Annotated in this window: 22 protein-coding genes; 12 read left to right on the top strand and 10 right to left on the bottom strand. The window is 71.8% G+C overall.

The features are described 5' to 3' along the window. Positions 1–50 precede the first annotated feature (50 nt). From ABD844_RS26690 to ABD844_RS26675, 4 genes are all read right to left on the bottom strand, one after another. Positions 51–692, bottom strand: a complete 642-nt coding sequence (locus tag ABD844_RS26690) for a TetR/AcrR family transcriptional regulator (RefSeq protein ID WP_344883556.1) — start codon at positions 690–692, stop codon at positions 51–53. After that, the gene (locus ABD844_RS26685) at positions 647–994 is read right to left on the bottom strand and encodes an SPW repeat domain-containing protein (protein WP_344883553.1); all 348 of its coding nucleotides are present in this window, start codon (positions 992–994) and stop codon (positions 647–649) included. Before ABD844_RS26685 ends, ABD844_RS26690 begins: the two co-directional genes overlap by 46 nt. Before the next feature lie 150 nt (positions 995–1,144). Beyond that, positions 1,145–1,876: a DUF3592 domain-containing protein gene (locus ABD844_RS26680; RefSeq protein ID WP_344883550.1), complete on the bottom strand. Its 732-nt coding sequence runs from the start codon at positions 1,874–1,876 to the stop codon at positions 1,145–1,147. A 104-nt stretch (positions 1,877–1,980) separates the two neighbouring features. Continuing rightward, entirely contained in the window at positions 1,981–2,340 is a 360-nt protein-coding gene (locus ABD844_RS26675) for an ArsR/SmtB family transcription factor (protein WP_344883547.1), read from the bottom strand. 268 nt (positions 2,341–2,608) lie between these two features. On the opposite strand from ABD844_RS26675, the gene ABD844_RS26670 reads away from it, so the two are divergent. Then, positions 2,609–3,883 carry a sodium:proton exchanger gene (locus tag ABD844_RS26670; RefSeq protein ID WP_344883544.1) on the top strand — a complete coding sequence of 425 codons (1,275 nt, stop codon included), beginning with the start codon at positions 2,609–2,611 and terminating at the stop codon, positions 3,881–3,883. Here the strand turns inward: ABD844_RS26670 and ABD844_RS26665 are convergent. Continuing rightward, positions 3,869–5,110 carry an alpha/beta hydrolase family protein gene (locus ABD844_RS26665; protein ID WP_344883542.1) on the bottom strand — a complete coding sequence of 414 codons (1,242 nt, stop codon included), beginning with the start codon at positions 5,108–5,110 and terminating at the stop codon, positions 3,869–3,871. The genes ABD844_RS26670 and ABD844_RS26665 overlap by 15 nt on opposite strands. 239 nt (positions 5,111–5,349) lie before the next feature. On the opposite strand from ABD844_RS26665, the gene ABD844_RS26660 reads away from it, so the two are divergent. Next, entirely contained in the window at positions 5,350–6,192 is an 843-nt protein-coding gene (locus tag ABD844_RS26660; RefSeq protein WP_344883540.1) for a hypothetical protein, read from the top strand. A gap of 27 nt (positions 6,193–6,219) precedes the next feature. On the opposite strand, the gene ABD844_RS26655 is transcribed toward ABD844_RS26660, so the two are convergent. Next, entirely contained in the window at positions 6,220–7,176 is a 957-nt protein-coding gene (locus ABD844_RS26655; protein WP_344883538.1) for an RNA polymerase sigma-70 factor, read from the bottom strand. A 198-nt stretch (positions 7,177–7,374) separates the two neighbouring features. On the opposite strand from ABD844_RS26655, the gene ABD844_RS26650 reads away from it, so the two are divergent. Then, positions 7,375–7,860 carry a carboxymuconolactone decarboxylase family protein gene (locus ABD844_RS26650; protein ID WP_344883536.1) on the top strand — a complete coding sequence of 162 codons (486 nt, stop codon included), beginning with the start codon at positions 7,375–7,377 and terminating at the stop codon, positions 7,858–7,860. A gap of 34 nt (positions 7,861–7,894) precedes the next feature. Here the strand turns inward: ABD844_RS26650 and ABD844_RS26645 are convergent, their stop codons facing one another. Next, the gene (locus ABD844_RS26645) at positions 7,895–8,452 is read right to left on the bottom strand and encodes a TetR/AcrR family transcriptional regulator (RefSeq protein ID WP_344883534.1); all 558 of its coding nucleotides are present in this window, start codon (positions 8,450–8,452) and stop codon (positions 7,895–7,897) included. A 79-nt stretch (positions 8,453–8,531) separates the two neighbouring features. On the opposite strand from ABD844_RS26645, the gene ABD844_RS26640 reads away from it, so the two are divergent. The 3 genes from ABD844_RS26640 to ABD844_RS26630 all read left to right on the top strand — a co-directional run bounded on the left by ABD844_RS26640 (position 8,532) and on the right by ABD844_RS26630 (position 10,153). Further along, entirely contained in the window at positions 8,532–9,158 is a 627-nt protein-coding gene (locus ABD844_RS26640; protein ID WP_344883532.1) for an FMN-dependent NADH-azoreductase, read from the top strand. Next, positions 9,155–9,469 (top strand): DMT family transporter, encoded by a 315-nt coding sequence (locus tag ABD844_RS26635; RefSeq protein ID WP_344883530.1) that lies wholly within the window; start codon positions 9,155–9,157, stop codon positions 9,467–9,469. The genes ABD844_RS26640 and ABD844_RS26635 overlap by 4 nt, the downstream gene beginning before the upstream one ends. A 141-nt stretch (positions 9,470–9,610) precedes the next feature. Next, positions 9,611–10,153 carry a DUF1697 domain-containing protein gene (locus tag ABD844_RS26630; RefSeq protein WP_344883528.1) on the top strand — a complete coding sequence of 181 codons (543 nt, stop codon included), beginning with the start codon at positions 9,611–9,613 and terminating at the stop codon, positions 10,151–10,153. 28 nt (positions 10,154–10,181) lie between these two features. On the opposite strand, the gene ABD844_RS26625 is transcribed toward ABD844_RS26630, so the two are convergent. Continuing rightward, complete coding sequence (locus ABD844_RS26625) at positions 10,182–10,631, bottom strand: MarR family winged helix-turn-helix transcriptional regulator (RefSeq protein ID WP_344883525.1); 450 nt, start codon at positions 10,629–10,631, stop codon at positions 10,182–10,184. A gap of 57 nt (positions 10,632–10,688) precedes the next feature. Between ABD844_RS26625 and ABD844_RS26620 the strand changes: the two genes are divergently transcribed. Then, positions 10,689–11,321 (top strand): TIGR03086 family metal-binding protein, encoded by a 633-nt coding sequence (locus ABD844_RS26620; protein WP_344883643.1) that lies wholly within the window; start codon positions 10,689–10,691, stop codon positions 11,319–11,321. 9 nt (positions 11,322–11,330) lie between these two features. After that, entirely contained in the window at positions 11,331–11,768 is a 438-nt protein-coding gene (locus ABD844_RS26615; RefSeq protein WP_344883522.1) for a RidA family protein, read from the top strand. A 67-nt stretch (positions 11,769–11,835) separates the two neighbouring features. Here the strand turns inward: ABD844_RS26615 and ABD844_RS26610 are convergent, their stop codons facing one another. Continuing rightward, positions 11,836–12,807, bottom strand: coding sequence for a sialidase family protein (locus ABD844_RS26610; protein WP_344883519.1), 972 nt, complete (start codon positions 12,805–12,807; stop codon positions 11,836–11,838). 265 nt (positions 12,808–13,072) lie between these two features. Here ABD844_RS26610 and ABD844_RS26605 point away from each other — a divergent pair, with 265 nt between their 5' ends. The 4 genes from ABD844_RS26605 to ABD844_RS26590 all read left to right on the top strand — a co-directional run bounded on the left by ABD844_RS26605 (position 13,073) and on the right by ABD844_RS26590 (position 17,250). Further along, positions 13,073–14,056 carry a helix-turn-helix transcriptional regulator gene (locus ABD844_RS26605; RefSeq protein WP_344883516.1) on the top strand — a complete coding sequence of 328 codons (984 nt, stop codon included), beginning with the start codon at positions 13,073–13,075 and terminating at the stop codon, positions 14,054–14,056. Positions 14,057–14,484: 428 nt separating this feature from the next. Then, positions 14,485–14,628 carry a hypothetical protein gene (locus tag ABD844_RS26600; RefSeq protein ID WP_344883513.1) on the top strand — a complete coding sequence of 48 codons (144 nt, stop codon included), beginning with the start codon at positions 14,485–14,487 and terminating at the stop codon, positions 14,626–14,628. A 159-nt stretch (positions 14,629–14,787) separates the two neighbouring features. Next, a complete protein-coding gene (locus ABD844_RS26595; protein ID WP_344883510.1) occupies positions 14,788–15,333 on the top strand; it encodes a TlpA family protein disulfide reductase in 546 nt (181 codons plus the stop codon). Between the two features lie 33 nt (positions 15,334–15,366). Next, on the top strand, positions 15,367–17,250 hold the full coding sequence (locus tag ABD844_RS26590; protein ID WP_344883508.1) for an ABC transporter ATP-binding protein: 1,884 nt from the start codon (positions 15,367–15,369) through the stop codon (positions 17,248–17,250). On the opposite strand, the gene ABD844_RS26585 is transcribed toward ABD844_RS26590, so the two are convergent. Next, positions 17,133–17,654, bottom strand: a complete 522-nt coding sequence (locus ABD844_RS26585) for a S26 family signal peptidase (RefSeq protein WP_344883505.1) — start codon at positions 17,652–17,654, stop codon at positions 17,133–17,135. The genes ABD844_RS26590 and ABD844_RS26585 overlap by 118 nt on opposite strands. Between the last annotated feature and the right edge of the window lie 84 nt (positions 17,655–17,738).

The raw sequence follows: 17,738 nt of genomic DNA, 5'->3' as shown, positions 1-17,738 counted from the left end.
GGAACGGGTCACCGGAGACGTCCGCACCCGGCGGAGCGTGGTCAAGGCGGTCAGGTAAGAGCTTTGGCGATCAGGTTGGCGACGAGTTCGGCGTCGATGTGCTGGCCGGTGAGCTGGCAGAGGCTTTCCTGGTAGAGCAGGACGGCGGTGAACGTGGCGGCGGCGGCCTCCAGCCGGGCATGGTCGCCGCGGGAGCCGGGGAGGGCGAGTTCGAGGGCGAACCTGGCGCGGCGGTTCAGCTCGGCGTTGAGGTGCCTGAGGCGTTCGCGGGCCGGGCGGTGGGTGCCGGCCTCCCGGAACAGGATCGTGCGCATCGCGGGTGAGGCGTGCAGCGGGACCCGCAGGGCGAGTCTGGACAGCATGCGCACGGGGTCGCCCGGCTGGGTGTCGGCGTGGTCCTCGCGGAGTTCCTCGATGCCGGTGCGTTCGCCGATGAGCGTGGCCAGCAGGTCGATCTTGCGCGGGAAGTAGTGGAAGACCAGGCCCTTGGGCACGCCGGCGGCCTTGGCGATGCCGGCGGTGGCGGTGGCGTCGTATCCGGCGTGGGCGAACAGTTCCTCGGCGGCGTTGAGTATCCGGGTGCGGGCGTCCGGCTCGCTCCCCTCGGTCCCGGACCTGTGGTCGGTCCGGGGCCCAGGGGATGGTGTCAGGCGCGAGCCGGTGTCCCGCTGCGCGTCTGGATGGCTGTCCACAGACCGACGATAACGGTCGCCGCCCCGGCGATCCATGCGGTCCAGGCAGCCGCGGCCGTTCCGTCGAACCCGAACGCCCACGGCGCGACGAACAGCAGCGCCCCGAGCGCCGCGGTGACCCAGGAGCTCGCGCCGCCCGCTCCGAGCAGGGCCCACAGCGAGGACACCACGAGGAGGGCGCCGACGACGAGCAGTGGCTGGCCGGCCGCGGTGGAGCCGGAGGCCCAGATGAACGGGGCGACGACCGCGACGACCCCTGCGATCAGTGCGATCACATCGGACAGGGATTTGTTGAGATCCATCCTTACCTCCGGGGGTTTGGACGTTGGGGGATGGGCTCTTGATCCACTGTGGAATTGATTGACCGACCGGTCAACACTCCTCTACGTGAGAGGACTATAACCTGGCGTACTTGTCGGACTTTTCGTCAGTTGGACGGCGCTCGGTGTTGGTCAGCGCTGGGAGGGGTGGGTGTCCAGATCGATCAGGTTGCGATCGGGGTCGGCGGCGTCGTACAGCACGCGAACGTGGGTCCGCCCCCGCAGCCGAAGGGCCGGGTCGTGGCCGAGGTGGTCGCCGGTCGCGGTGTGGGTCCGGCCGGTTCGCTCGTCCCGCCAGGTCGCGTGGACGACGTAGGGGTGCCGGTTGTTCACCCGTACGCTGAAGTCGCGCCCGACGTGCTCGATCTCGGCCCACACCTCCTGGCCGTTCGCCCACAGCCAGGCTCGCTGCCGGGCGATGCGCCGTCCCTTGACGAACAGGATCGTACCGAGCGGGGTGAACAGCACGCCCAGTCCGCCGACGATCAGGGGAGCGAGGAACGCCGACCCGAACGACGCGATCCGCGCGTCGGACGGATCGTCCGGGTCGTAGGCGACGGGCACGCGTTCGCCTTCGCTGTAGGACGGCGGGTTGCTGCCGGTGGAGCTCTGGAACGAGTAGCGCCTGCCGTCGACGGTGAGCTCCACGGTCGGGTACCACGACGTGCTGCTGCGCAGGTGGCCGTCGGAGCCGCGGGTCGTGCTGGTCCGTGCGGTCAGCTCGACCACGGTGCCGTCGGTTCGTCCGGCCGAGGCCAGGAAGCCCGCCGTGGAGGCGGCGAGCGCGGCGCAGACGCAGAGCAGCACCAGTCCGACCAGAGCGAAGATCCCGCCGACGATGGTGAGGAGCCGTCCGTTGTGCATGGTACGAGTGTGCCCAAAGCACAGCAATCTGTCGTCGGGAAATCACGGTTCGCGACCCGGACGAGGTCGGGCCGGCGGTTGACGGCGACCCTGCCGGCGGGCGGTCACCCGGGAGGGTCGGGCGCCAGGCTGCCGTCGGGGGCGATGTGGTCGAAGATCTGGCGGATCAGCGTGATCACGTGCGGATCCTCCACCGCGTAGAGCGTACGGCGGCCGTCGCGGCGCGCGGTGATCAGCCCGGCCAGGCGGAGCTTGCCCAGGTGCTGGGAGACCGTGGCGATGCCGATGCCGACGCGCGTGGCCAGCGTGCTGACGTCGTAGGAGCCGTGGGTGATCAGCCACATGAGCTGCAGCCGCACCGGGCTGGACAGCAGCGCGAACGTCTCGGCCGCCGCCCTCAACTGCGCGGGCGTCGGCGGTGGCTGGTCGGCTCCGGGCGGACTCGGTGCGGAGGAGGTCGGCATCGTTCCTCCATTGTCTCGCACCGATGCGTACCATTCTCACCACGTTTTGACATTTGCGCGATTGACGAAACGTATGGAAGACTGAGGGCACTCCGAAGGGGAGTAGTCCGCAACGCCCGCGCGTCGACACGCTGAGAACCCCGCGTTCTCCGGCGGCGGGGGCCGGTCACCGACCGGTGGGCGAGACCTTCGGCCACGCGACCATGCCTGGCCGAGCTTCCCTCCGGGTGCCCGGCCGGGCCGTCCCCGCCCGGGAAGGAATTTCCTCTTGGCCCCCGCCAGACTGCTACGCCCACTCCTGTTGTGCGCGCTGCTCACCCTGCCCGCCCTCGTCGTCCGCCTGGCCGGTGTCCATCCGGCGCCGCCGATCGCGTTGCTGCTGTTCGGCACGGCGGTGGTGGCCGCCTCGTTCGTGCTCGCCTGGGCGGCCGAGGCGGCGCAGGTCGACATCTCCGGCGGGCTGGCCATCGCCATCCTGGCCGTCATCGCCGTCCTGCCCGAGTACGCGGTCGATCTGTACTTCGCCTACACCGCCGGCTCCGACCCGGCCTACGTCGCCTACGCGGCGGCGAACATGACCGGCTCCAACCGCCTGCTCCTGGGCCTGGGCTGGTCACTGGTCGTGCTCGTCGGGCTGGCCCTCGTCAAGCGGCGTACCGGCCGGAGCGTCCGGGCGCTCGTCCTGGACTCGGGCTACCGCATGGAGCTGGGCTTCCTGGCCATCGCCTCGATCGTGGCGCTGGCCATCCCCGCGACCGGGCAGATCTCCCTGCCGCTGGGGCTCGCCCTGCTGGGCCTGTTCGCGTTCTACCTGTGGCGGATGGCGCACACGCCGGCGGGGGAGCCGCACCTGGTGGGCCCCGCCGCGCGCATCGGCGCGCTGCCCCGGCGGGCGCGGCGCGTCACGGTCGTCGCCCTGTTCGCCTTCGCCGCGGCGGTGATCCTGGCCAGCGCAGAACCGTTCGCCCAGGGCCTCATCGCCACCGGACGGGAGCTCGGCGTCGACGAGTTCCTGCTCGTGCAGTGGCTCGCCCCGCTCGCCTCGGAGTCCCCCGAGTTCATCGTGGCGATCCTCTTCGCGGTACGCGGAAAGGGCGACGACGCCATCGGCACCCTGATCTCCAGCAAGGTCAACCAGTGGACCCTGCTCGTCGGCACCCTGCCCATCGCGTACCTGCTCGGCGGCGGCGGCGCGGGCGGGCTGCAGTTGGATGCCCGGCAGATCGAGGAGTTCGTGCTCACCGCCGCCCAGACCCTGCTCGGCGTGGCCGCCCTGCTGGCGCTGCGCTTTCCCCGCTGGGCCGCGTGGAGCCTGCTCGGTCTGTTCGCCGTGCAGTTCGTCCTGCCCGGTCAGGAGGCCCGTTACGTCTTGTGCGGGGTCTACCTCGCGCTCGCGCTGGCGGCCTTGGTCCGCAACCGCCGGCACATCGTGCCCACGCTCGCCGCGCCGTTCCGACGGGGGATCTCGCGCGGCGACGCCCAACCGGCCACGCAGGGTACGCCCTCGACGGCCGAGCCGCCGAGTCGTTCAGCGGCATCCTGACGGCTGGTCCGGCCGGCAGATCCTGACCTCCGGATAGCTTGCCGACGCCCGGTCGAGCAGGGGTCGAGGGGTGCCGCGCAGGTGCTGGTCGAGGAAGGCGGCCACGTACGCGCGGGTGATCTCCATCGACCGGGCGGCGGGGAGCGTGGCGCCGGTGTCGAGGCCGGCCTGCTCGCCGAGCAGGGAGGTGTCGGTGAAGGAGGCGTGCGCGGCGCCGGTGACCACGAGCCAGCGCCGCCAGCCGGTGAGATGCCGCCAGGCCGTCTCCCACGAGGTGGCCTCCTTGGTGCCGGGGGTGCGGGTGGCCTGGGCGCCGAGCAGGAGGAAGGGCTTGTCCAGCCCGTCCGCCGGTACGGGGACGACGGCGAGGCCGTCGAGGTTGATCCCGGCCTTGATCCTGGGGTCCTTCAGCAGGGCCGCCACCGAACTGGCCCCGCCGACGGAGTGGCCGCCCATGGCGATCCTGGCCGGGTCGATGAGCCTGGAGCCCTCCCACCGGGGGCGCGGGCCGGTGAGCTGGTCGAGGACGAAGGAGACGTCGGCGGCGCGGATCGCGCCCACCCTGTCCCAGAAGGCTTGGTCGTGGGGCTCGATCCGGCAGGCCGTGCAGGTGGCGACGTGGCCGTCGGGGAAGACCGTGGCGAGGTTCTCGTGGGTGTGGCTGATGGCGGCCACGACATAGCCCCTGCTGGCCAGGTCCTCGGCGAGGCCGGTGAGCGAGCTGCGCGTCTTCTCGAAGCCGGGGGACAGGACGACGAGGGGGAGTTCCCCGGTCCCGCCCGCCGGCGGGGCGTTGCCGGTGGCATGGGTACGCGTGCGGGCGAGCAGATCGGGCGGGACGCCGGTGAGGCCGGCGTCCTTCAGGGTGCGCTCCGACTCCTGGACGGTCATGTACGGCTCCGCCCGCCCGCCCGCTTTCATGGCCGGGTACCACAGCGAGACCATGAGCTGCCTGGCCTTCGAGCCGGGGTCCCAGGGGTCGGGGCGTGAGGTGTCGGTGAGGTGCAGGGAAGTGGCGCCGACGGGCCGGGAGCCGGTCGGGTCCGGGAGCGAGAGCGTGACGTCGCGTGCCGTCGTGGGGGGTTCGGCGGAGGCGTCAGGGGAGGGGTTGCGTGAGGGGCGGTCCGTCGAGGTGCCGCCCGCTCCGGTCGCGGGGGTGGTGGCCGGTGCGCAGGAGGTGGTGATCGTCATGACGACCAGTCCGGCCGCCAGGGTCATGCGACGCATGAGGTCGCCTTTCTGTGGGGTGAGGACGACCGTAAAGGCGGGGGAGGTCGTGGCGCGTCGGCCGGGGTGAGGAGGTCTCGGGGCGGGGTCGTTCTCGCGGCGTAGTCCTGCGGGCCGTGAGGGCGTGGGCGGGGTGTTCCGTGACTTCGTCGGCGGGTGCCCGGGTCGCTAGGGTGAGGCGTCCCGTTCCTCCTTCACCCCCCGGGAAGTGTCACGTGCTCCGTCGTCACCGTTTAGGCGTGCCCGCCTTCGTCGTCACGGTCGTCTACCTCACCGCGCTGGCCGTCGCCGTGGTGGTCGCGCTGGCCGCCGGTGACCTCGCCGCGCTGTGGTGGGCGACGTTGTTCACCGAACCGGACGCGAGCGTCCAGGCCACGGGGCCGAACGTGCTCCTGCTGGCCCTGGCGGGGCTGGTGGTGGCCTGGGTGCTGTGGCAGTGCCTGCGCGGGCCGCTGACCGGGCCACTGACCGGGCCACTGACCGGGCCACTGACCGGGCCACTGACCGGGCCGCAGGCTGGGGCGGAGGACGGGTCGCCCGTGGAGCGGGATCGCGGGACGCGGCGGCTGCGGGTGGTCCTCTACGTCGCGGCGGCGGCGAGCATCGCCGAACTGCTCTTGGTGACCTGGATCTGGTGGGCCCTGCTGGTGATGGTCGTGCCGGGCGCCGCGATGGTGCTCGTGCTCTCCCCGGCCGTGGGGCGCACCCGGCGACATGGCCGGGTCCTGCTGGTCTGCGGCATCCTGGGATATCTGGGCACGGCCCTGGGCTTCGTGCTGGTGCTCTCCGGGTACGAAGCCGGGGTCATCCCGTTGATCGGCGGCTTGCTGTACCTGCTCTGGCAGGTGCTGGTCCTGCGGGCGCAGTGGGACGACCCCCGCTGGCAGCGGGCCACCGTCAAGTACGGCATCCTCGGCATGGTGCTGCCGTTCGTGCTCACGATGGCGGGCGCGCCGATCGGGGTGCCGTGGGACGCCTACCAGGAGGTCGTGTCGGTCGCCGGGCTGCTGAGCGTGGTCTGGATGGCCCGTTCCGCCCACGACCTCGCGGCGCCGCGGCCCGTACCGGTTCCTTCCGCGTGACGCTTCCCGCGTGACGGTGGCCGGGAGTCAACGGCTCATCGTGGTCTCGCGCTCCATGCGTGACAGCTTCTCGGGATTGCGTACGGCGTAGAGACCGGTGATGAGGCCCTCGTCGACGCGTACCGCCATGACGGTGTCGAGCTCGCCGCCGATCCGGATGATCAGCGCCGGGTGGCCGTTGACCTGCGCCGGTCGCAGGGACGCCGCGGGAGCGATCCGGCCCAGCACGCCGGCCACCTGACCGGCCCCCACGACGGGAGACAGCGCGGCCTGCCTGAGTCCGCCGCCGTCCGTCAGGAGGACGACGTCCGGCGCGAGGAGGTCGAGCAGGCGTTGGAGCTCGCCCGTCTCGACCGCCCGGTGGAACGCCTCCAGCACGTCCCGCGTCTGGGCCGGGGAGACTGCCCCGCGCGGACGGCGGGCGGCGACGTGCGCCCGTGCCCGGTGGGCGATCTGGCGGACCGCGGCCGGGCTCTTGCCGACGGCTTCGGCGATCTCGTCGTAGGCCAGGTCGAACACCTCCCGCAGGACGAAGACCGCCCGCTCGGTCGGCGTGAGCGTCTCCAGCACCAGCAGCATCGCCATCGAGACGCTGTCGGCCAGCTCGACGTCCTCGGCCACGTCCGGTGTGGTCAGCAGCGGCTCGGGCAGCCAGGGGCCGATGTAAGACTCCTTGCGCCGGCCGAGCGTACGCAGCCTCTTCAGCGCCTGCCGGGTGGTGATCCGGATCAGGTACGCGCGCCGATCCAGCACGGTGCCGAGGTCGACGCCCGCCCATCGCAGCCAGGTCTCCTGAAGGGCGTCCTCGGCGTCGGCGGCCGAGCCGAGCATCTCGTAGGCGACCGTGAACAGCAGGTTGCGGTGGGCGAGGAACGCCACGGTCGCCGGGTCCGTGGCCGGGCCCGTGGCATTGGCCGGGTCCGTGTGGTCGGCGCGAGCGAGGGGCCCGGCCGGGTGCGTCGGTTGCTCGCTGCGTTCGCTCATCGCTGGTTCCTGTCTGTTCGTTCGCGGTCGTGCCGTGCATACGATCCCGGACCCCACCGCCGTGTGACACTCACGCCCGGTGACGCATGTCACATGAGCCGCACTGTCACAAGGACCGGGCCGCCGGGATCTCTTGCCCGTCAGGACGCCGCGCCGACGAACCGCGCGGCACCCCGCACCACCAGTGAGGACCACGTCATGGAACCCCGTATCGACCTCATGGCCAACGCGCTCGGCGCCAAGATCGCCAAGCGGATCTACAACGTCGCCCTGGCGATCCAGCAGTCGCCGCTGCCCCAGACCCTCCAGGACCTGGTGATGCTGCGGGCCAGCCAGATCAACGGCTGCGGCTTCTGCGTCGACTACCACACCAAGGACGCCGCCGCGGCCGGGGAGAGCGCGGTACGGCTCCACCTGGTCGCCGCCTGGCGGGAGTCCACCGTGTTCACCGAGGCCGAGCGGGCCGCCCTGGCGCTCACCGAGGAGGGTACCCGGCTCGCCGACACCCACCACGGCGTGTCCGACCAGACCTGGGCGCGGGTGCGCGAGCACTACGACGAGGACCAGGTCGTCGCGCTGGTCTCCCTGATCGCCCTGATCAACGCGAACAACCGGCTCAACGTGATCGTGCGCAACCCGGGGGGCTCGTACGAGCCCGGCATGTTCGCCGCCATGGCTGACTGACCGGCGGACTTACCGGCGGCCCGCGGGGCGCCGGTCACTCCGGGCCGCGCAGGGCGCCGGTCAGCGTGGTCAGCGCCTCGGTGATCCGCTCCGGCGTGAGGCCGAGGACCGTGCGCTGGTAGAGGTACACCTCGGGGGCCAGGGGGGCGAGCAGGACGTCGACCAGCGCGTCCGGGCCGGGCGTGCCGGCGGCGGTCAGGAGGGCGCGCACGTGGGCGCGCCAGAAGCCGTACGCGCCGGTCTCGAAGCGGGAGCGGCCCACCTCCGAGCCGAGCACCAGGTGGGAGTGGCCCTCCAGCAGGCCCACCATGGCGGCGTAGAAGGCGGCCAGCCGCTCGGCGGGCGGTGCTCCCGGGCCCAGCGGCGGCTCGCCGCGCAGCAGGCGTTCTTGCAGGTCCCGCTCGTGCTCGTCGAGCAGCGCCACGGCGATCGACGCCCGGTCGGGGTAGCGGCGGTACAGCGTGCCCCGGCCCACCCCGGCCGCCTTGGCGATGTCGTCCATCGTCACGTCGTGCGGGGGGCGCTGCGCGAACAGCAGCGCGGCCGCCTCGAGGATCCGGGTGCGGTTGCGCGCGGCGTCGGCTCTCTCCATGCTGCCCATTGTATGTGGACGCGGCGTCCGGTTATATTATCCGGACAGCGTGTCCACATATCTGTGGTGAGGAGAGACCATGCTGCTGCACCTGGACGCCAGCGCCCGCCGGGCGTCGTTCTCGCGGAGGCTGTCGGCCGTGTACGCCCAGACCTGGCGGGCCGCCCACCCCGAGGGCGGCTACGTCTACCGCGACCTGGCCGCGCGACCCGTACCGCACATCGGCGAGCCCTGGACCGAGCTGTGCGACCACATCCTCGAGCACGAGATCACCGACCTCGCGCGCTACCGGGAGGCGGCCCGCACCTCCGCCCAGCGCCAGGCGTGGGCCGTCGTCGAACCGCTGCTGGAGGAGGTCGTCGCGGCCGAGACCATCCTCATCGGCACGCCGATGTACAACTACTCGATCCCCTCGGCGCTGAAGGCGTGGCTCGACCAGATCACCTTTCCCAGGATGTCCCTCGAAGGCCGCTCGTTCGTGGTGACGAGCGCGCGCGGCGGCGCGTACGGGCCCGGCACGCCCCGCGAGCCGTACGACCACCAGGAGCGCTACCTGCGCGACTTCTTCAAGGGCCATTTCCGGGTCGAGGACGTGACGTTCATCAACGCCGAGCTGGTCAACGCCCGGCTCGATCCGGCCCTGGCTCACCTGCGCGAGCGGCACGAGCAGTCCCTGGCCGCGGCGCTCGAGGAGGCGGCCCGGTGAGCTGGCTGATCCTGCTGCTGGCCGGGCTGGTCGAGGTGGCGTGGTCGCAGAGCATCAAACCGACGCAGAACTTCACCCGGCCGCTGCCCACGCTGATCTGCCTGCTGCTGATGGCCGCCGCCGTCTGGCTGCTGTCGCAGGCCATGAACACACTGCCGGTCGGCACCGCGTACGCCGTCTTCACCGGCATCGGCGCCGTCGGCGCGATCACCCTGGGCATCGTACTCAACGACGACCCCGTGTCGGCGGGCAGGATGGCGGCCCTCGCCCTGATCGTCGGCGGAATCGTCCTGGCCCGGGCCACCACCTGAGGCAGCGGCCTTCACCGGGGGCCGGGCCGGAGGACTCCGAGGGCGGAGAGCATCCGCGATCCTCCCTAAGCTGGCACGGTAAGAGACCGGCGGGCCGTGTGAGGCGGGGTCGGTCGCCGCGAGGTCTGGAGCGCCGTACGTATGTCGACCGCCTTCGTCGTCTTCTACCGGAACATGAACCTGGGCCATCCGAAGAGCCCCGACCGGGCGACGCTCGAAGGGGCGCTGCGCGAGGCGGGCGCGGTGTCGGCGCGGTCGTTCCAGACGAACGGGACGGTCCTCATCGAGGTCGGCGACGCCGCGCCGGGCGAGGTGGTGGGCCGGGCGGCGGCACGGTTGCGGACCGCCGGCGGGTACGACGACGCCGCGTTCGTGCGCCCTCTCGACCGGCTCGCGGCCATCCTCGACCGCGCCCCCTTCGCCGGCGCCGGTGACGAGCGCACCTATCGCGAGACGTTCACCTTCTTCGACGGCGTCCAGGACTTCGGGGCCTCTCTTCCCTGGACCAACGCCCGGGGCGACGTCGACGTCATCGAGATCACCGATGGCGTGGCGTTGAGCGTCATCAGGAAGAACGGGACGCGGGTCGGCAGTCCCACCGCCGAGATGGAGGCGAGGCTCAAGGTCTCCGCCACGACGCGCACGGCGGGGACGGTCGAGCGCCTGGTCAAAGCGTTTCGCTGAGCGGCGCGGAAGTCCCGCCCTTCGTCGATCACGGCTCCGGGTGCGCTCCGGTGATCTCTTCGCGGGGCAGCGCGTACAGGGCCTGGACGGCGCGCAGGAAGCCGTCGCGGTCGGCCGCGGGCAGGCGGGCGAGCAGGCGGTCCTCGTTGGAGCGGATGTCGGCCCGCGCCGAGCCGAGCACCCGGCGGCCGTCGTCGGTGATCGCGAGGATCCGCGCGCGGCGGTCGCCGGGGTCCGGCTCGCGGGTGATCAGCCCGGCTGCCTGGAGTCCGTCGAGGGTGCCGATGATGCGGGTCTTGTCGGCGCCGATCGCCTCCGCGAGGGCGGCCTGGGTGCGTACCGAGCTGTCGGCCAGGGCGCCGAGCACGGCGTAACCCCACATGGAGACCCCGTGCGCGGCCAGTACGGGCAGCTCGGCGGCGATCAGTGACTGGACGAGGGGGTGCAGCATCTCGGCGAGATCTGGGCGGTCTGTCACAGCCAGAAAATATCATTTGACAGATGATAAGCGCACGTAGACTATGTGCGGGTGCAGATGGATAAGCCCACTTCGGACGACCGGACGGCCCAGGCCGATCTGGTCGCGCTCGACGCGCACGCCGTGCGTACCAGCGTCGAGCTGGTGGCCAGGGTGCGACCCGGAGACCTGTCCCGCCCCACGCCCTGCATCGGATGGACCCTGTACGGCCTCCTTGCGCACATGGCCACCCAGCACTACGGCTTCGCCGCCGCGTCGCGGGGCGACGGCGATCCCGCCCACTGGAAGCTGCGCTCCCTCGGGGACGATCCCGTCGCGGGCTACCGGGCCTCGGCCGAGCACGTCCTGACGGCCTTCGCCGCCGACGGGGTGCTCGATCGCATGTTCCCGCTGCCCGAGTTCGGCAGCGGGAGGTCCTTCCCCGGGGCGCAGGCGATCGGCTTTCACCTCATCGACTACGTGGTGCACTCCTGGGACCTCGCCAAGACCCTGGGCGTCGACGTCGGGTTCCCGCCGGAGCTGCTGGAGGTGGCGCTCGACGTGGCGAGAGCCGTGCCAGGCGGCGAGGCGCGCCTGGCGCCCGGAGCCGCCTTCGCACCCGCGCTCACACGACCGGGCGGATCCCGCCTGGACGAGATCGTGGCGATCCTGGGCCGCTCGCCGAGCTGGCCCGACCAGACCTTCCACTGAGGAGCAGACATGAACAACGCCATCACACTGATCCGCGACCACCGGCTCACCCAGCGGGTGGACTACGCCTACGCCGCGGTCGCCGACACTCCCGCCCGGTTCGTCTGGGTGGCCGGAGCGTGCCCGCTCGACCTCGACGGCCGCACCGTCGCGGTCGGCGACTACGCCGGTCAGGCTCACCAGGTGATGCGCAACCTCGTGACCGCGCTGGACGGTGCGGGCGCGTCACTGGCCGACGTCGTCAAGACCACCGTGTACGTGGCCTCCTCCCGGCAGAGCGACCTGGTCACGGCGTGGGAGGTGTACCGGGAGTACATGGGCGAGCACGACGTGCCCAGCACCCTGCTCGGGGTGACGGTGCTCGGCTACGACGACCAGCTCGTCGAGGTGGAGGCCGTCGCCGTGCTCCCCGGCGGGCGGGACTCCGGCCGCGACGGGCAGGGGTGAGCGGCCCGCGAGGAGTCCGGCCGGAGGGACCCGGCAGCGCTCCGAGCGGAGCGCTGCCCGGCGGTCGCTATCCTTCCTCGGCCACTCCCAGGTACATCACCTTGGAGTCCGACGGGCTGAACGCGATGGAGCTGACCCGGTCGTAGGAGTTGTGGTTGGTCGTGACCTGGTTGCGGCGGGAGTCGTACCGGTAGATGTCGGTGCCGTAGCCCGCCCAGCTCGTCCCGTAGACGAAGTAGAGGACGTTCGGATTCGTCGGGTGCGCGGCCAGCAGCGGCCCGTTGTGGATCGTGATCGCGTCGTCCTGGTCCACGACGGGGCTGAACCGCTTGCCCCCGTCGGTCGAGCGGTAGATGTGGCGGCCCTGGGACGGCACGCCCTGATCCATCTCCTTCAGGTTGAGGCCCATCGCGTAGACGACGTTGGGCGCGGCCGGGGAGACCACGGCGCTGAAGGTGTTGATGCCGTCGCCCTGCCCCTCGGACGTGGACCACGTACGCCCGCCGTCGAACGTGACGCGGGCGCCGGTGTCCGACCCGCCCACCACCACGTGGTCCAGGTTGTTCGGGTCGAAGGCCGCGGTGTAGATGAGGTGCAGCTCGTTCTGCGGCCAGGCGGGCAGCCCGACGGGCTGCCAGGTGCGTCCGCCGTCCTTGGAGTCGTACAGTTGCCCGGTCACCCCGTCCGACACCCGCAGGTGGTCGCCCCGGCGGCGGTCGGTTCCGACGCCGACCACCTGGCTCGCCGGTGAGGTCAGCGGCGTGATGTCGCCCGGTGTGACGAGCGAGAGGTTGCCGTCACGGTCCCAGGCGTAGGCCCGGTCCCCGGTGGCGGCGACCAGCCCGATGTTCGAGCCGGTCACCTTGCCCACGGTGGTCCACGTGCAGCCGGCATCCTTCGAGGTCAGCAACGCGTTGTTCGACATCGCGAGCAACTGGTTCGCACGGTCGAGGGCGACGATCCCCTGGGTGTATACGACCGGCGTCGGTGCCTGGCTGGTCGGGGTGACCGTGCGGCCCTCGTTCCGCGTGAACGTCACCGAGCCGTCGCTCGTCACCGTTCGGCAGGACGGCTGTCGCCAGTGCCCAGCATTGCCAAAGTCGTCATCCGCGACTGCGGGCGCGGCGGCCGACAAGACCGTCAGTGCGGTCGCCAGTCCGATAGTCAAAGCCTTCAAGATGGCCTCCGTTCTCGTGGGACATCCGAACGTCCCATGACACGTCCTATCGGGCGGAGGACCGCCTAGGCTAGGCAAATGATTGGCAGATATACGACATTTCAGGAATCAGACAGGCTTGCGGATCATGAACACTGAGGACAACGCGCTTTCGGCCGTCGGCGTCGACGCCGATGACGAACGAATCTACCGAGACCTGCTGCGCCACCCGCGGGCCACCCTGCCCGAGCTGGCCGTGCACACCGGCCGTACGACGGTGGCGCTGCGCCGCGCGTTCTCCAGGCTGGAGGCGCTGGGGCTGGTCAGTCGCATGGCGGGCCGCCCGGTCCGGTTCCTGCCGACGCGGCCCGACGTGGCGGTGGCCGCCCTCATCTCGCGCCGCGAGGAGGGGCTCGCCCAGGCCCGGCTGGCCGCGCTCGCGCTGCTGGCCGAGACGCCGCACCTGGAACACCACGCCCCGGAGGAACTGGTGGAGGTCGTGCAGGGGCAGGCCGCCGTGGTGCAGCGCTTCACCCAGTTGCAGCAGACCGCGACCGAGGAGCTGCTGGTGCTCGACCGCCCGCCCTACGCCCAGGACCCGAGCGAGCAGAACGTCGAGGAGATCGACCGCCTCGCCCACGGCGTCCTGGTACGCGGCATCTACGATGTCTCGGCCCTGGAGATCCCCGGCAAGCTGCGCCTGGCCCAGGAGTCGGTGGCGGCCGGCGAGCAGGCCAGGATCAGCCCCGAGGTGCCCATGAAGCTGGCCATCGCCGACCGCAGGAGCGCGATCCTGCCGCTGAGCACGGACGAGTCCGCCCACGCCGACAGCGCCGTCATCGTGCACTCCTCGACCCTGCTCGACGCGCTGGTCACCCTCTTCGAGGTGCTGTGGCGCTCGGCGCTCCCGCTCCCGGCCAAGCCCCTGGGGGCCTTCGACGGTACGGCCGACCTGCCGGACCCCGAGCTGTTCACGCTGCTCGCGGCCGGGCTCAAGGACGAGGCGGTGGCGCGGCAGCTCGGGGTGAGCCTGCGGACGGTACACCGGCGGGTCAGCGAGCTGATGGACCGGCTGGGCGCGCGCACCCGCTTCCAGGCCGGGCTGCTCGCCTCGCGTCGCGGCTGGCTCTGAAACGCGTCCAGTAAGACGGTGCTGACGATTCCCGCGACCCCACGGACCCATGCGAGGCAGGGGCGGAACGCCTTTCCTTGAAACGGTCTGACCAGGCCCGGAATAGGAAGGGTCAGGAGACTTGTATGGCGTATTGACTTCACAAGTAGGGGAGCGGGCCGGTGCGGTGTGAACGCCGTGGAGGGATCCCGCTGAAACGGCCGCGCTCCCGCGGCCGAGCCGAATGCGCCCGGCAGGTCAGGACGACGTATGGCCATTTTTGTCGGCATTTGGGCGCGGGGTGAATCTGGGGCCGCTGGGGCCCTTGTGGTCAGTGATCTTTTCTGATTATTGTCCTGATTGTCGGCGATGGCGATCACCCACATCACCCCGCCCGGCTCTTACCGGCATCCCCCCAGCCGCCGGTCTCACCACGAGGAGGATCTCCCATGTTCCGTGCCCTGAACAGGATGAGCGACCGTCTTCTCAGCAAGGTTCTGCCGTCGGCCACCGCCGAGGCCGACGTCTGCTTCTGGCACCCCTCCGGCTTCCGGTGCTGCGTCATCGCCGGTAAGACGTACTGCGGCATCTGAGCCGCGGCACCAGGCACGACCTGCCGGGCGTGAGCCACTGATCGCCCCTGGCAGCGCAGCTCAGGCACGCACCGCGCCCGCCGGGCTGGTCCTGGCCGGCGGACGCGGTGTTGCGGGCCCTCCCTCCCTCCGCTTCGCCGAACCCCGAAGGGGACGCCGATGTCCTTCCTCGTGGCCGCCGTCGTCCTCGTCGGCGCGCTGAGCATCGTCAACCTGGCGCTCATGCTGGCCGTGATCCGCCGCCTTCGCGAACGTCCGGGCACGCCGCGCGACGTTCCACTGCCGCCCCCTTACACTCCCGCCGGTACGAAGCTGCCGGAGTTCGCCGCCACGGACACCACCGGCGCCGCCGTCTCGCGCGCCACCTTCGGCGCGGGGACGGCGGGGGACGGGACGACCGTCGTCGCCATGTTCGCCACCACCTGCTCCGCCTGCGACGAGCACCTGCCCGGCTTCGCCGAACGCGTCCGCCACCTGGGCCGCGACCGCGTCATGGCGCCGGTCGTGGGCGGCGGGCCGAAGACGGAGACCTTCACCGCCGCGCTCGCCCCCGTCGGCGCCGTGGTCGTCGAGGACTTCGGCGGCCCGGTGCACGCCGCCTTCGACCATCCCCCGTTCCCCGGCTTCTACCTGGTGGACGCGGAGGGCGTCGTCACGGCGTCGGCGCACTCGCTGGACGAGCTCCCGATCCCGGCGGGCGTCTGAACGGGATGGCGAACTGACGCGATGGCGAACTCCATGCTCAGGCGCGTCCGGGTCGTCGCGGCCCTCGCCTGGAAGGCGCATCCGGTGGCGACCGCCGGCTCGGTCGTCCTCGGTGTCCTCGGCGGGGTGGCGCCGGTCGCGACCGCGTGGCTGACGAAACTCGTCCTCGACGCGCTCGCACTGGGCGAGGGGACGGCCGCGCTGGTGCCGCTGGGCGCCGGGCTGGCCGTGGCCGGGCTGGCCGTCATCGTGCTGCCGCACGTGTCGGCGTACGCGCAGGCGCAACTGCGCAGGGCGTTGCGCCTGCTCATCTACGACCGGCTGTTCCGCGCCGTCAACACCCATCCAGGGCTCAGCCGCTTCGAGAACCCGAGTTTCCACGACACGCTCCGGCTGGCGTACGAGTCCAGCCACAACGCGCCCGACCGGCTGGTGGCCGGGGCGCTGGCGATCGGGCAGGCGCTCATCACCCTGTCGGGCTTCGTCGTCACGCTGTTCGCCGTCAACCCGCTCATGGTGGCCGTCATCCTGGTGGCTGCGCTGCCCTCCGTACGCATCCAGCTCTTGCTCAGCAGGGAGCGGGCCGAGGTGATGTGGGAGATCACCCCCGCCATGCGCCGCCAGGTGTTCTACGGCGACCTGCTCACCAAGCCGGAGGCGGCCAAGGAGGTGCGGCTGTTCGGCCTGGGCGACCATCTGCGTGCGCGGATGCTCGGCGAGGTACGCGGCATCAACCGGGCCGAACGGGACGTCGATCGCCGTACGCTGCGCAGCCAGGGCGTGATGGCGCTGCTCGGCAGCGTGGTCGCGGCCGGGGGACTGCTCTGGGCCGTCGTCAGCGCCGCCTCAGGGCAGCTCACTGTGGGGGACGTGACGGTGTTCGTCGCGGCCGTCGCCGGTGTGCAGGCGGCCCTGACCACGATCGTCACCCAGTGGGCCGACGCCCACAACGCGTTGCTGATGTTCGGCCACTACACGGCCGTGGTCGAGGCCGAGCCCGACCTTCCCGTCCCCGCCGCGCCCACCCCGCTGCCCGCCCTGAGCGGCCGGATCGAGCTGCGCGACGTGTGGTTCCGCTACAGCGACGAGCACCCCTGGATCCTGCGCGGCGTGGACCTGGTCATCCCGTCCGGCCGCACGGTCGCGCTCGTCGGGGTGAACGGCGCGGGCAAGAGCACGCTGGTCAAGCTGCTGTGCCGGTTGTACGACCCGGTGCGCGGCCAGATCACCTGGGACGGCGTGGACCTGCGCGAAGCGAGCCCGGCCGACCTGCGCGCGCGGATCGGCGCGGTCTTCCAGGACTACATGGACTACGACCTCACCGCCGCCGAGAACATAGCGCTGGGCGACCTCACCGCCGCCGGCGACCTCGAACGCGTCCACGACTCGGCCCGCCAGGCGGGCGTCCACGAGACGCTCACCGCGCTGCCGCGCGGCTACGACACCATGCTCAGCCGCATCTTCGGCGACCGCGACGAGACCGGGGTCGCCCTGTCCGGCGGGCAGTGGCAGCGCCTGGCACTCGCCCGCGCCCTCATGCGCGTGCGCCAGGACCTGCTCATCCTGGACGAGCCCAGCTCCGGCCTCGACGCCGAGGCGGAGCACGAGGTGCACACCAGCCTGCGCCGCCACCGAGGCGACCGGACGAGCGTGCTCATCTCGCACCGGCTCGGCACCGTCAGGGACGCCGACCTCATCGTGGTGCTCAGCGACGGCCGGATCATCGAACGCGGCACGCACGACGAGCTGATGGCGGCGGGCGGCGAGTACGCCCGGCTGTTCACCCTGCAGGCCAGCGGCTACGAGACCGGCGGCGCGGGCGGCGGCGTGGATGGTGGCGTGGGCGGCGGCGCGCCGGAGGCGCCCGAGGACATCCTCCGCACGGCCACGCCCAGCACGCGGTCGGCCGGCAGGTAGCCCCACATCCGGGAGTCGGCGCTGGACTCGCCGTCTCCCAGGACCACGAGCGCGCCCTCGGGAACCGGGGCGCCCGGCTCGGCCGCCACCGCCGCCGCCACGTCGTCCGGCACCGGGTCGCCCGCCAGCGCGGCCACCCGCTTGATGGTCCAGGCGGCGGCCTGCGGCGCGGGCAGCGGCCCGGTGCCCCACCCCGAGGGCCCCGCCGACTCGAACACCACCACCTCGCCGCGCCGCACCCGGCCCGCGGCGGCACGGCGGACCAGCACCCGGTCACCCGGCCGGTACGTCGGCCACATGCTCACCCCGCTCACCCGCACGACGACGAGCGTGCGCCGGACGGCGACCAGCGCGGCGGCGAGGGCAGCGGCGAGCACCACCAGGACAATGAGCGCATACCACACGTGCCTCACTCTAGGCGAAAACGATCTCGGTCTGCTCACGGCTTCCGGGCCTCGGGCAGGGGCGGCGGGCCCTCGCGGCCGCCG

Source organism: Nonomuraea antimicrobica (assembly GCF_039536965.1).
In the GTDB taxonomy this organism is placed as follows: domain Bacteria; phylum Actinomycetota; class Actinomycetes; order Streptosporangiales; family Streptosporangiaceae; genus Nonomuraea; species Nonomuraea antimicrobica.
Note: the sequence above shows the minus strand (reverse complement) of the source record. Positions and strands in the feature narration are given on the sequence as shown.

Bases quoted from the DNA above. Each gene is read 5' to 3' on its own strand.
- ABD844_RS26680 (WP_344883550.1), bottom strand. From the start codon at position 1,876: ATGCACAACGGACGGCTCCTCACCATCGTCGGCGGGATCTTCGCTCTG.
- ABD844_RS26590 (WP_344883508.1), top strand. From the start codon at position 15,367: ATGCTCAGGCGCGTCCGGGTCGTCGCGGCCCTCGCCTGGAAGGCGCAT.
- ABD844_RS26655 (WP_344883538.1), bottom strand. From the start codon at position 7,176: ATGAGCGAACGCAGCGAGCAACCGACGCACCCGGCCGGGCCCCTCGCT.
- ABD844_RS26665 (WP_344883542.1), bottom strand. From the start codon at position 5,110: ATGCGTCGCATGACCCTGGCGGCCGGACTGGTCGTCATGACGATCACC.
- ABD844_RS26600 (WP_344883513.1), top strand. From the start codon at position 14,485: ATGTTCCGTGCCCTGAACAGGATGAGCGACCGTCTTCTCAGCAAGGTT.
- ABD844_RS26640 (WP_344883532.1), top strand. From the start codon at position 8,532: ATGCTGCTGCACCTGGACGCCAGCGCCCGCCGGGCGTCGTTCTCGCGG.
- ABD844_RS26595 (WP_344883510.1), top strand. From the start codon at position 14,788: ATGTCCTTCCTCGTGGCCGCCGTCGTCCTCGTCGGCGCGCTGAGCATC.
- ABD844_RS26675 (WP_344883547.1), bottom strand. From the start codon at position 2,340: ATGCCGACCTCCTCCGCACCGAGTCCGCCCGGAGCCGACCAGCCACCG.
- ABD844_RS26605 (WP_344883516.1), top strand. From the start codon at position 13,073: ATGAACACTGAGGACAACGCGCTTTCGGCCGTCGGCGTCGACGCCGAT.
- ABD844_RS26615 (WP_344883522.1), top strand. From the start codon at position 11,331: ATGAACAACGCCATCACACTGATCCGCGACCACCGGCTCACCCAGCGG.
- ABD844_RS26685 (WP_344883553.1), bottom strand. From the start codon at position 994: ATGGATCTCAACAAATCCCTGTCCGATGTGATCGCACTGATCGCAGGG.
- ABD844_RS26630 (WP_344883528.1), top strand. From the start codon at position 9,611: ATGTCGACCGCCTTCGTCGTCTTCTACCGGAACATGAACCTGGGCCAT.
- ABD844_RS26620 (WP_344883643.1), top strand. From the start codon at position 10,689: ATGGATAAGCCCACTTCGGACGACCGGACGGCCCAGGCCGATCTGGTC.
- ABD844_RS26650 (WP_344883536.1), top strand. From the start codon at position 7,375: ATGGAACCCCGTATCGACCTCATGGCCAACGCGCTCGGCGCCAAGATC.
- ABD844_RS26645 (WP_344883534.1), bottom strand. From the start codon at position 8,452: ATGGAGAGAGCCGACGCCGCGCGCAACCGCACCCGGATCCTCGAGGCG.